At 69.0% G+C, this 12,034-nt stretch carries 13 protein-coding genes; 10 read left to right on the top strand and 3 right to left on the bottom strand.

The annotated features are described in order from the left end of the window. Positions 1 to 38: 38 nt before the first annotated feature. The 3 genes from PLC66_RS12950 to purM all read right to left on the bottom strand — a co-directional run bounded on the left by PLC66_RS12950 (position 39) and on the right by purM (position 3,787). Positions 39 to 542, bottom strand: a complete 504-nt coding sequence (locus tag PLC66_RS12950) for a hypothetical protein (protein ID WP_324541041.1) — start codon at positions 540 to 542, stop codon at positions 39 to 41. Between the two features lie 118 nt (positions 543 to 660). Continuing rightward, positions 661 to 2,553 (bottom strand): ATP-binding protein, encoded by a 1,893-nt coding sequence (locus PLC66_RS12945; protein WP_324541039.1) that lies wholly within the window; start codon positions 2,551 to 2,553, stop codon positions 661 to 663. Between the two features lie 175 nt (positions 2,554 to 2,728). Continuing rightward, positions 2,729 to 3,787, bottom strand: a complete 1,059-nt coding sequence (gene purM, locus PLC66_RS12940) for a phosphoribosylformylglycinamidine cyclo-ligase (RefSeq protein ID WP_324541037.1) — start codon at positions 3,785 to 3,787, stop codon at positions 2,729 to 2,731. A 186-nt stretch (positions 3,788 to 3,973) separates the two neighbouring features. Here purM and PLC66_RS12935 point away from each other — a divergent pair, with 186 nt between their 5' ends. From PLC66_RS12935 to PLC66_RS12890, 10 genes are all read left to right on the top strand, one after another. Further along, entirely contained in the window at positions 3,974 to 5,077 is a 1,104-nt protein-coding gene (locus PLC66_RS12935) for an AI-2E family transporter (protein ID WP_324541034.1), read from the top strand. After that, complete coding sequence (gene hda / locus PLC66_RS12930; RefSeq protein ID WP_324541032.1) at positions 5,074 to 5,766, top strand: DnaA regulatory inactivator Hda; 693 nt, start codon at positions 5,074 to 5,076, stop codon at positions 5,764 to 5,766. The genes PLC66_RS12935 and hda overlap by 4 nt, the downstream gene beginning before the upstream one ends. A gap of 49 nt (positions 5,767 to 5,815) precedes the next feature. Further along, entirely contained in the window at positions 5,816 to 6,478 is a 663-nt protein-coding gene (locus tag PLC66_RS12925; RefSeq protein WP_324541031.1) for a histidinol-phosphatase, read from the top strand. A gap of 106 nt (positions 6,479 to 6,584) precedes the next feature. Continuing rightward, positions 6,585 to 7,940 carry a polynucleotide adenylyltransferase PcnB gene (gene pcnB, locus PLC66_RS12920; RefSeq protein WP_324541029.1) on the top strand — a complete coding sequence of 452 codons (1,356 nt, stop codon included), beginning with the start codon at positions 6,585 to 6,587 and terminating at the stop codon, positions 7,938 to 7,940. Then, positions 7,937 to 8,452, top strand: coding sequence for a 2-amino-4-hydroxy-6-hydroxymethyldihydropteridine diphosphokinase (folK, locus tag PLC66_RS12915; RefSeq protein WP_324541027.1), 516 nt, complete (start codon positions 7,937 to 7,939; stop codon positions 8,450 to 8,452). Before pcnB ends, folK begins: the two co-directional genes overlap by 4 nt. Positions 8,453 to 8,529: 77 nt before the next feature. Continuing rightward, entirely contained in the window at positions 8,530 to 8,913 is a 384-nt protein-coding gene (locus PLC66_RS12910; RefSeq protein WP_324541025.1) for a DMT family protein, read from the top strand. Positions 8,914 to 8,928: 15 nt separating this feature from the next. After that, positions 8,929 to 9,567, top strand: coding sequence for a deoxynucleoside kinase (locus PLC66_RS12905; RefSeq protein WP_324541023.1), 639 nt, complete (start codon positions 8,929 to 8,931; stop codon positions 9,565 to 9,567). A 101-nt stretch (positions 9,568 to 9,668) separates the two neighbouring features. Further along, on the top strand, positions 9,669 to 10,484 hold the full coding sequence (panB, locus tag PLC66_RS12900) for a 3-methyl-2-oxobutanoate hydroxymethyltransferase (RefSeq protein WP_324541021.1): 816 nt from the start codon (positions 9,669 to 9,671) through the stop codon (positions 10,482 to 10,484). A 110-nt stretch (positions 10,485 to 10,594) separates the two neighbouring features. Then, a complete protein-coding gene (gene panC / locus PLC66_RS12895) occupies positions 10,595 to 11,422 on the top strand; it encodes a pantoate--beta-alanine ligase (RefSeq protein WP_324541019.1) in 828 nt (275 codons plus the stop codon). 123 nt (positions 11,423 to 11,545) lie between these two features. After that, positions 11,546 to 12,016, top strand: a complete 471-nt coding sequence (locus PLC66_RS12890; protein WP_324541017.1) for a CBS domain-containing protein — start codon at positions 11,546 to 11,548, stop codon at positions 12,014 to 12,016. The last annotated feature ends 18 nt before the right edge of the window (positions 12,017 to 12,034 follow it).

Raw genomic sequence — 12,034 nt, 5'->3', positions numbered from 1 at the left:
GTTTATGGATTTCGCCTAGCGTAGCAGCAATCCCGGCCTCAATCCTCGCCGCGGGCGAGCGCACACAGCAGGATTGCGGCAAACGCGAACAGCAGCACCCATTTCAAGGCCGAGCTCGCGGTGCTGGCGAGATAGAGCAGCGGCACATCGAAGCGCGGCATCGCGGTCAGCCAGGCGTGGAAGGCGTTCTCCGCGGCGTCGAAGGCGGCCGCCAGTGGCAGCATGAAAGGCGCAAACCGACGCACTGGCCGCACCAGTGGGAACAGGATCCGGGTACGGGTGGACAGCAGGTATCCGAAGGCGCCGTAGGCGAGCAGCAAGGCACAATCGACCGGCAGATGCGCCCGATAGCGGACCAGATGCTCGGGCGGCCACACGTGCACGATCTCGCCGAAAGCGCGCGGCGTCCACGCGAACTGCAGCATCAGCACGCCTGGCGACAGCGGCGCCACGATCCATGCGGTGAGCGCGGCCAGGATGAGGACAAACGCCGCGCACAGCCACAGCGCGCGGGCTCCGCGAACCGTGGACCCGAGGCTCACGACACCGCCATGGGGCGGCATCGGCGCGCCCGCTGAGCGAGACCACGCGCCGGCCCGCCGCCGCTACCAGCTGGCGCCGCCTGTTCCTTCACGCTGGCATGCCTGGCCGACAAGACGATCAGCCTCCCATGAACGACAGGTGGATGTCGCTGCCGTAACGGCGGATGATGTCGCGCTTGGCCGCGTGGAAGGCCTCGACATCGGCCGCCTGGCCGGTGCGCGCGAGGCGGCGCCGTGCCAGCTCGTCCGCGATCACGTCCATGAACAGCTCGGCCAGCAGCAGCCGGGCCGAATCGCGGAAGCTGCCGCGGCCATCCACGTACAACTGCACGGTGGGCGCGGCGGTGTTGATCAGGATCAGGCGCTCCTCGGGGCTATACACCGCGCGATCGGCATCCTTGCCGAGGTAACGGAACTCATACCCGGCGAACAGGGCCTCGCCATGGTCTCGCGGCGGGCGGGGGCGGACGACATGCGGCTGCGGATGGTGGCTGTGCGCGGACGCCTGCTCGGCGATGACGATCTCGCACCACGCCAGGTAGTTGTCGACGCGGGCCAGGATCTCGCCGCGATCGCCGGCCGCGGCGCCGGTCACGGTCCATTCGACGACCGCTGCCTCAAGCGCCGCGAGCGGGATGTGGCTGCGGGCGGGTTCGATGGTCAGGCCGGCGCTCGCGGTGACTGCCAGCTCCAGCACCGAATCGGCGTCGAACTGCGGCGGATCGACCAGCAGGCGGACGTGGAAGGGATGGTCGGGGCGGCGATAGTAGAAGGGCGTGGTGAAGCGCAGCGGCGCCGGTGCTTCGCCCGGCGCGCTTACGCGGGGCTCCGTCGCCGGCGGCGCCGCCGGCACGATGCCGAAGTCGTGGATCGCGGCGCGGTTCATGCGCTGCAGCAGGTGCTCGATCATGTGGGCGGTGCGGCCGGAGGTGGTCGCCCGTTCGAGTCGGCTGAGCTTGTCCTGCTCGGCCAGCACGCAGGGCGCGATCATGCGGCTGACGGCGCGGGCGAAGGCCGCCACGAAGGGCGCCTTGAGGTTCAGCCCGGCACGCTCGTCGCTGATGACGGCGACGCCCTGGCCCAGCATCTCGCCCAGCGCCGCGCAGCGCACGGTGCCGAACAGGTATTCGGTGCCGACCTGGTTCTCGTAGTCGAACAGCTGGCAGTCGAGCACCGCGGTCCCGGCCAGCACCAGCAGGCCGTTGCTGCGCTCGTCGCCACGCGGGCTCAGGTCCGCATCGAGCGCCCGCTTGAGGGTCAGGGTGAAGGAATGGGTCTGCCGCTCGTGCTGGAAATGCCCTTCCAGCTCCGGCCCGAGCAGCACGATCGCAGGCGGCTCCTCGAAGCGCAGCGGGCCGCTGCGCTCGATCTCGACGCCGTCCTGCAGGTGCACGAGCTCGACCTGGCGTCGCACCAGGATGTCGCGCAGGTAGATGTTGTTGGCCAGCGCGTGCGCCAGCGCGCCGAACTGCGAGATGCTGACCTGGGCGCCGTCGATGACGATCGCAACGCGGCTGCCGTGCTCGCCGATGGCCAGGCGCGCATGGTCGCGTGCGCTGGCCTCCCGGTCCTGGCCACCGTCGTCGTACAGGTATTCGCCCTGCTCGCCGCGGAAGAGCTCGATGCGCGACAGGCGCCCGGCGCGGATCGTCTCGATCCAGCCCGAGCCCAGCCCGAAAATGGCCTGCTTGAGGCCGCGGCCGAAGAAGCCGCGCCCGCCGCCCTGCCCGCGCGCCAGCGGGCTGTGCGCGCCGCCGTAGCTCAGGATGGCGCAGGCCTGGGCGAAGTCCATGCCCTCGGCCTCGTCGCTCACCGTGAGCAGCGCCCCGCGCCGGTGACGCTCGTACTGGATCAGGATCCTGCCCGACACCGGCACGCCCGCCGCCTCGAGTCGCGCGTAGCTGTCGTCGCTGTTGGTGACCAGTTCGACCAGCGCCTTCTCGATCGAGGCGAAGCGCCGGGAATCGATGTCGATGACCCGCTGATCGACGGGAATGGCCTTGACGCCCATCACAATCCCCCCTGCTGCGACCCGGCGCAGGACGCAGACGCCAGCGCCGCCTCATACACCCTGGGCCCGGAAGCAGTGTAGTCCTCCTCGCGCCGAGCGGGAGCCCAGGATGGCCGCACCCCCGGCCCCTCAGCGGCGCGCGCGGAGGCCCCCGGCCCCGGCCGCTCCGATGGCCTCAGCCAACGATGGTCTGGGCCTCGCCGTCGCCACGCGCATCGATGCGGCCGATGCGATACACCGTCTCGCCTGCCGCCTCGAGCCTGGCCGCGGCGACGTCGGCATCCTCGGCCGCCACTACCACCGCCATGCCGATGCCGCAGTTGAACACGCGGTACATCTCCTGCATGTCGACGTTGCCTTGCTTCTGCAGCCACTGGAACAGCGGCGGCAGCGTCCAGCTCGCGGCGTCGATGCGGGCGGTAAGTTCGTCGCGCAGGATGCGCGGCACGTTTTCGGTGATGCCGCCGCCGGTGATGTGGGCCATGCCCTTGACCACGCCCGGCTGCGCCTGCATCAGCGCCAGCAGCGGCTTGACGTAGATGCGGGTCGGCTCCATCACCACGTCGCGCAGCTTGCGGCCGTGGAAGTCGGCGTCGAGGTCGGGCTTCGCGACCTCGATGATCTTGCGGATCAGCGAGTAGCCGTTGGAGTGCGCGCCGCTCGAGGCCAGGCCCAGCACCACGTCGCCCGGCACGATCCTGCTGCCGTCGATGATGTCGGCCTTCTCCACCGCGCCGACGGCGAAGCCGGCGAGGTCGTACTCGCCCGCCGGGTACATGCCCGGCATCTCGGCGGTCTCGCCGCCGATGAGCGCGCAGCCGGCGAGCTCGCAGCCCTGGGCGATGCCCTTGACCACGTCGGCGGCGGTGTCGACGTCGAGCTTGCCGCAGGCGAAGTAGTCGAGGAAGAACAGCGGCTCGGCGCCCTGCACCAGGATGTCGTTGACGCTCATCGCCACCAGGTCCTGGCCGACGGTGTCGTGCTTGTTCAGCTGGAAGGCGAGCTTGAGCTTGGTGCCGACGCCATCGGTGCCCGACACCAGCACCGGCTCCCGATACTTCTTCGACAGCTCGAACAGGGCACCGAAGCCGCCGATGCCACCCAGCACCTCGGGGCGCATGGTGCGCCTGGCGAAGGGCTTGATGCGGTCGACCAGGGCGTCGCCGGCTTCGATGTCCACACCGGCGTCGCGGTAGGAAAGGGAGGCTTGGTTGGAAGGGGTGGGTGCGCTCAAGGTCGGTCCTCTGGGCTCGGAGAAAGACGGGAAGAAGGCAAGGCAGACAGGTCCGACGAACGGACCTGCAGGCTCGCCCGATGCCACCTGGTGACGGTTCCGGCTTGAGGCCGGCCTGCCAAGTGGCTACATTTACGGGTTCCGCGGGCGGTTCACGCCCGCGCCAAGTCCGCGATTTTACTTGAAATGAACCCTGCCCGCGCCGATCGCCTGCAAACCCGAGTCTGGATCGCGACAGGCATCGCGCTGGTCGGCCTGTTCTGGCTGCTGGGCCCGATCCTGACCCCCTTCGTGATCGCCGCGGTGTTCGCCTACATCTGCGACCCGGCGGTCAACTGGATGGTGGCGCGCCGCGTACCGCGCGCGCTGGCCGTGCTGCTGGTGATCATCGGCCTCGGACTGCTGCTGGTGGCGCTGGCGCTGATCCTGCTGCCGATGGTGTACCGCGAGGGCGTGCTGCTGGTGCAGCGCCTGCCCGAACTGATCGAGCTCTTCAACGCCGAGGTCGCGCCCGTGCTGCAGGCGCGGCTCGGCGCCGAGATCAAGCTCGACGCCGAGCAGTTCCGCAAGCTGATCGCCGACAACTGGGACAGCGCCCAGGACCTGCTGCCGATCATGCTCGGCCACCTCAAGACCGGCGGCATGGCCCTGATCGCCTTCGTCGCCAACCTGTTCCTGATCCCGCTGGTAATGTTCTACCTGCTGCAGGAGTGGCCGCGCATTCTCGACGAACTGCAGCGCATCGTGCCGCGGCCGATGCTCGAGCGCACCATGCGCATCATCGGCGAGATCGACTCGGTGATGTCCGAGTTCCTGCGCGGCCAACTGTCGGTGATGCTGCTGCTGGCCGTGTTCTACAGCGTCGGCCTGTGGCTGGCGGGCCTCAAGTTCGCGCTGCCGGTCGGCGTGCTGACCGGGCTGCTGGTGTTCATTCCCTTCGTCGGATTCGGCGGCGGCCTGGTGCTGGCGATCATGGCGGCGCTGCTGCAGGGCGAGGGCCTCACGCCGCTGATCGGCGTCGCCGTGGTCTACAGCCTCGGCCAGGTACTCGAGAGCTTCCTGCTCACCCCCTACCTGGTTGGCGAGCGCATCGGCCTGCACCCGCTCGCGGTCATCTTCGCGCTGATGGCCTTCGGCCAGTTGTTCGGCTTCGTCGGCGTGCTCGTCGCCCTGCCGGTCAGCGCCGCGCTGCTGGTCGGCCTGCGCGAGGTGCGCTGCGCCTGGTACGCGAGCCCGGTCTATCTGGGCAAGGACGGCGCCGCGCCGCCGGCGGACGAGCGCGCGCAATGAAGCAACTGGTGCTCGACATCCGCCCCGACACGCCGCCGACGCTGGAGAACTTCGTCGCCGGCGCCAACGCCGAGCTGGTGGCGACGGTGTCGCTGCTCGCCGCGCCGGGCACCGCGCAGCAATTGCCCGGCCGCCACATCTACCTGTGGGGCGCGGCGGGCAGCGGCCGCAGCCACCTGCTGCGTGCCGCGGTCGCGGTCGCGCGTGACGGCGGCCGCCCAGCCCACCTCTTCGCCGCCGCGCAGATCGACGATAGCCTGCCCGACACCCCGAACGCGCTGGTCGCGGTGGATGATGTGAACCGCCTCGGCGCCGAGGCCCAGATCGCGCTCTTCAATGCCTTCAACCGCGCGCGCGGCAACCGCCAGTCCTTGCTGCTGGCGGGCCCCTCGGCGCCGCTCGGACTGAACCTGCGCGAAGACCTGCGCACGCGCATCGGCCAGAGCCTGATCTTCGAGGTGCAGCCGCTGGACGACGCGGCGCGCGCCACCATCCTGGCCTCGCTGGCCGAGCGCCGTGGCCTGCGGCTGGCCGACGAGGTGGTCGATTTCCTGCTGCGCCATGGCCGCCGCGACCTCGCCAGCCTGCGCAATGTGCTCGACGCCCTGGATTCCGCCTCGCTCGAACGCAAGCGCGCGATCACCCTGCCCCTGCTGCGTGAAATGATGCAGCACGGGCTCGAGATCTGAGCCCGCCACGACACCCCGAACACCTCAACCTGCGCAACGGAGCCCCGCCTTGAATCTCGTCCTCTTCGATCTCGACAACACCCTGCTCGCCGGCGACTCGGACTTCGCCTGGGCGCAATTCCTGATTGGCAAGGGCGTCCTCGACCGCGAGGTGCAGGAAGCGAAGAACGTCGAGTTCCTCGAACAGTACAAGGCCGGCACGCTGGACATCTTCGAGTTCCTCGACTTCCAGCTCGCGCCGCTGTCGCGCCACCCGCGCGCCGAGCTCGACGCCTGGCACGCGGAGTTCATGGACATCTCGGTGCGGCCGATGATCACCGCGCGGGCGCGCGAGCTGGTCGAAAGCCATCTCGACAGCGGCGCCCTGGTGGCGGTGGTGACCGCCACCAACGCCTTCGTCACCGGCCCGATCGTGCGTGAGTTCGGCATCCCGCATCTGGTCGCCACGATCCCAGCGCAGAACGACGGCACCTTCACCGGCAAGCCGCGCGGCGTGCCCGCCTTCAAGGCCGGCAAGATCGAGCGCGTGGATGCCTGGCTGGAGTCGCTCGGCCTGCACTTCGGCAGTTTCGAGCGCGCCTGGTTCTACAGCGATTCGCACAACGACCTGCCGCTGCTCAAGCGCGTCTCCAACCCGGTGGCGGTCGACCCCGACGACAGCCTGCGCGCCCACGCCCTGGCGCAGGGCTGGCCCATCATCTCGCTGCGCTGAGCGCGCGCCGCCGCCCTGCACGCCGGCGCGCGGCGGACACGCCGCCACGCGCCGCACGGGCGATCGGTTATCATTGCGCTCTTATGCAAGAACGCCTCTCCTACCGATGATCCGCAAGCTGCTGCGCAAGGTTTTCAAGCGCCCGGCGCAACCCGCACGCCACGAACCCGCCCTCATCCCGGTCGAACGCCACGGCATTCGACGCGACCAGCTCTCACCGGCCGCGCGCAAGGTGTGCGCGGTGCTGCAGGAGCAGGGTTTCAAGGCCTTCGTGGTCGGCGGCGCAGTGCGCGACCTGCTCATCGGCCATCCGCCCAAGGACTACGACGTCGCCACCAGCGCCACGCCCGAGCAGGTGCGCGCCGCCTTCCGCCGCTCGCGCATCATCGGCCGCCGCTTCAAGATCGTCCATGTGATGAGCGGCCCGGAGACGATCGAAGTCTCCACCTTCCGCGCCGGCCAGGACGCCGAATCGACCGAGACCGACGAGCACGGGCGCGTGCTGCGCGACAACGTGTACGGCAACCAGCAGGAAGACGCCACCCGCCGCGACTTCACGGTCAATGCCCTGTACTACGATCCGGGCACCGAAACCATCGTCGACTATCACCACGGCGTCGCCGACATCCAGCAGAAGACCCTGCGCATCATCGGCGACCCGCGCACCCGCTATCGCGAAGACCCGGTGCGCATGCTGCGCGCGGTGCGCCTGGCGGCCAAACTCGGCCTCACCATCGACCCCGCGGCGCGCCACCCGATCCGCGACATGGCGGCGCTGCTCGAGAACGTCCCCGCCGCCCGCCTGTTCGACGAAATGCTCAAGCTGCTGTTCTCGGGCTACGCGGTGAAGTGCCTGCAGCAGTTGCGTGAGGAAGGCCTGCACCACGGCCTGCTGCCGCTGCTCGACGTGATCCTCGAGCAGCCGATGGGCGAGCGCTTCGTCTGGCTGTCGCTGGACAATACCGACGAGCGCGTGCGCCAGGACAAGTCGGTGTCGCCCGGCTTCCTGTTCGCCACCCTGCTGTGGCACGAGGTACTGGCCGCCTGGGAGCGCAGGAAGGCCGCCGGGGAGCACGGCCAGCCGGCACTGTTCGAGGCCATGGACGAAGTGCTCGACGCCCAGGCCGGCAAGCTGGCCATCACCCGTCGCATCGTCGGCGACATCAAGGACATCTGGGCCCTGCAACCGCGCTTCGACAAGCGCGCCGGCAAGACGCCCTACCGCCTCATCGAACAGCCACGCTACCGTGCCGGCTGGGACTTCCTGCGACTGCGTGCGCAGTCGGGCGAGATCCCAATGGAGGTCGTCGACTGGTGGGACCGCTTCGCCCACGCCGGCCACGACGAACGCGAGGCCCTGATCCGCCAGGCACCAGCCGACGCGGCGCCGGCGGCGAAGAAGCGCCGCCGGCGTCGGCGCAAGCCGACAGAGGCCGCCAGCGGCGCAGCGGAAGCGGCATGAAGTCCTTGCCAACGGTGCGTGCGTACATCGCCTTCGGCGCCAACCTGGGCGAGCCCGAGGCCGCCTTCACGCTGGCGCTAGAGGGGCTCGGCCGCCTGCCCTGCAGCCGGGTGGCAGCGCATTCGGCGCTCTATCGCACCGCCCCGATCGGTGTCGAGGGGCAGCCCGACTACATCAACGCCGTGATCGCGGTCGACACCGCGCTCGCTGCGCCTGCGCTGCTCGCGGCCCTGCTCGCCATCGAGCACGAGGGCGGGCGCGTGCGCGACTACCCCATGGCACCGCGCACCATGGACCTCGACCTGCTGCTGTACGGCGAGCAGGTCATCGACCTGCCCACGCTGCAGGTCCCGCACCCGCGCATGCACCAGCGCGCCTTCACCCTGGTGCCACTGGCCGAGATCGCCCCCACGGCCCGCATCCCCGGCCACGGCAGCGTCGCCGAGTTGCTCCCGAGCGTGCGCGACCAGGCCCTCGAGCGCCTGCCGTCACGCGCATCGCAGGCCACCTGAGCCCGGACCGCTCGCCCGACCGCCCACCGACGCCACTCACCCCTTCCGCTCCGCTTCATCCGCTCGCGAAGCCCATCATGCCCGCCTGGCTCCAGTCCCCTACCTCTGCCGCCACAGCCAGCCCGGTCTGGCTGCAGACCGCCCTGCTGCTCACGGCCTCCAACGTGTTCATGACCTTCGCCTGGTATGGGCATCTGAAGAACATGCACAGCAAGGCGTGGTACGTCGCTGCGCTGGTGAGCTGGGGCATCGCGCTGTTCGAATACCTGCTGCAGGTGCCTGCCAACCGAATCGGCGCCACCGCCCTCAGCCTGCCGCAGCTCAAGATCATGCAGGAGGTCATCACCCTGGTGGTGTTCGTGCCCTTCGTCGTGCTGTACATGAAGCAGCCGATCAAGCTTGACTATCTGTGGGCCGCCCTGTGTATGCTCGGTGCCGTCTATTTCATCTTTCGCAGTTAGCGAAGGCGGCCCAGCATGCTCGACAAAGCCCGCTACATCGTCGTCGAAGGCCCGATCGGCGCCGGCAAGACCTCGCTCGCTCGCCGCCTGGCCGAACGCCTGCAGGCCGAGACCCTGCTCGAGCAGGCCGAGCACAACGCCTTCCTGGCGCGCTTCTACCAGCACCCCGAGCGCTGGGCGATGGCGACCCAGATCTCCTTCCTGTTCCAGCGCCTGGACCAGCTCGCCGCCCTCGGCCCGATCGGCGAGGAGCGGCGCGTGGTGTCGGACTTCCTGCTCGACAAGGACCGCCTGTTCGCCGAGCAGAACCTCGCCGCGGACGAGCTCGCCCTGTACCAGCGCGTGCATGACAACCTGCAGCGCAGCGCGCCGCCCCGGCCCGACCTCGTGATCTACCTGCAGGCGCGCCCGGACACGCTGATGGAACGCATCCGCAGGCGCGGCCTCGATGCCGAGCGCCGCATCACCGAGCTCTATCTCGAGCAGGTCGCCAACCGCTACACGCGCTATTTTTACCAGTACGATGCCGCCCCGCTGTTCGTGGTCGACGCCGGGGTGCTCAACCCGGTCGACCGCGACGAGGACTTCGAGCTGCTGCTCGAGCGCCTGCGCGAGATGCGCAGCTATCGCGAGTTCTTCGGCTACGCCGGCTGAGGCGCCCCATCCTGGGCGCTCGGCGGCAAAGCAATCCGGGCAATGCACTTGTGCAATGCACCAGTTTGGTGAAAACTTCGGGCTCCCTTCAGGAGTGATGAATGAGCTACCTCCAGGATCAAAAGCCGGTAACCCTGTTCGAACTGGGCAAAATGCGCGCCGAAGGCCGCAAGATCGCGATGCTGACCTGCTATGACGCCAGCTTCGCCGCCCTGCTCGGCCGCGCCGGGGTCGACAGCATCCTGATCGGCGACTCGCTCGGCAACGTGCTGCAGGGACAGAAATCGACGCTGCCGGTCACCCTCGAGCACATGGCCTACCACACCGAATGCGTGGCGCGCGCCAACGCCCGCCCCTTCATCCTGACCGACATGCCCTTCGGCAGCTACCACGAGAACCGCGAGCAGGCGATGCGTAGTGCCGCACGCCTGATGGCCGCCGGCGCGCAGATGGTCAAGCTGGAAGGCGGCGCCTTCATGGCCGACACCATCCGCTTCCTGGTCGAGCGTGGCGTGCCCGTCTGTGCCCACATCGGCCTCACGCCGCAGGCGGTACACCAGCTCGGCGGCTACCGCGTGCAGGGCCGCAGCGAGGAAGGCGCGGCCCGGCTGAAGGCCGATGCGCTGGCGCTCGAGCAGGCCGGCGCCGCCCTGATGGTGATGGAGATGGTGCCCGCGCAGCTCGCCGCCGACATCACCGCGAGCCTGCACAGCATGGCCACCATCGGCATCGGCGCGGGTGCCGGTTGCGACGGCCAGGTGCTCGTGCTGCACGACATGCTCGGCATCTTCCATGGCAAGACGGCGCGCTTCGTGCGCAACTTCATGGACGGCGCGACCAGCATCGAGGACGCGGTTGCCCGCTACGCCGCCGCGGTCAAGGACGGCAGCTTCCCTGCGCCTGAACACGGCTACTGAGTCGCCCCGGGCAAGACCGCGGGCGCCACGCGGCCCCCGCCAGGCCTCCAGCCCCTTGCCCAGCGCTCCCCAACCTTCGCCCCACGCCCACACGCCCCAGCCACTCCATCATGCAGATCCACGAAACCATCGAAAGCCTGCGCGCCGCGCGCGCCGCTGCCGGCAAGGTCGCCTTCGTCCCGACCATGGGCAACCTGCATGAGGGCCACATCACACTGATGCGCCAGGCCGGCGAGCGCGCCGACTGCGTCATCGCCAGCATCTTCGTCAACCGCCTGCAGTTCGGCGCCGGCGAGGACTTCGACCGCTATCCGCGCACCTTCGCCGCCGACTGCGAGAAGCTCCAGGCCGCAGGCGTGAAGCACCTGTTCGCCCCCGACGAGGGCGTCATGTACCCCGAGCCCCAGCGCTACCACGTCGATCCGGCGCCCGCCCAGGTGTCGATCCTCGAGGGCGAATTCCGCCCCGGGCACTTCCGCGGCGTGGCCACGGTGGTCATGAAGCTGCTCAACATCGTGCAGCCCGACCTCGCCCTGTTCGGCAAGAAGGATTACCAGCAGCTCATGGTGCTGTCGAACATGGTGCGCGAGATGGCGATGCCGGTGGAGGTCATCCCCGGCGACACCGTGCGTGCCGAGGACGGCTTGGCGCTGTCTTCGCGCAACGGCTACCTGAGCGCCGACGAGCGCGCCCGGGCGCCCCTGCTCCACCGTCTGCTGTGCGGCATCCGCGATGCCGTACGCGCGGGCGACCACGACCTGCTCAAGCTCGAGACCGACGCCATGGCCGCCCTCACGGCGGCAGGCTGGCAACCCGACTACGTCGCCGTGCGTCGCCGCGCCGACCTGCAGCCGCCGGCACAGCTCGATGACCCGCTGGTGGTGCTCGCCGCCGCCAAGCTTGGCAGGACCCGCCTGATCGACAACCTCGAGATCTGAGAAGCGAGCCCGGGTCAGGGTTCGCCCGGCCTTGCATCGGCACGCAGTTGTGGTTAAAAACCGTGTACAAAGAACGCCGGAAGGTCGCGGCGCACACATCAACGACGTTGGGGGAGTAGGAAGATGACGACAAGCGTAAGACAGATCCTCGAACAGAAGGGCAGCACCTTCCATGCGGTCCGCCCCACCGACTCGGTGTTCGATGCGCTTTCGCTGATGGCCCAGTTCGACATCGGCTCGGTGCTCGTCACCCAGGACGAGCGGCTCGTGGGCATCTTCACCGAGCGCGACTATGCGCGCAAGGTCGTGCTCAAGGGCCTGATCTCGCGCGACGTGAAAGTCGGCGACCTGATGACCGCCAACCCGCAAACCGTGACACTGAGCCACATGGTCGACGAGGTCATGGCCACGATGACGGAGAAGCGCTTCCGCCACCTGCCGGTCGTGGAGGACGGCAAGGTACTCGGCATCGTCACCATCGGCGACATGGTGAAGTCCATCGTCAGCCACCAGCAGGAAACCATCAAGCATCTCGAGAGCTACATCGCGGGCGATCTTGCTACCGAATTGACGCCGGCCGAACGCCAGCCCTGACGCGCTCGCGTCACGGTG

The sequence above is a fragment of the Thauera sp. genome (assembly GCF_035444905.1).
Classification (GTDB): Bacteria; Pseudomonadota; Gammaproteobacteria; order Burkholderiales; family Rhodocyclaceae; genus Thauera.
The sequence above is the reverse complement of the archived record's forward strand: the minus strand, read 5'-3'. Positions and strand labels throughout refer to the sequence as shown.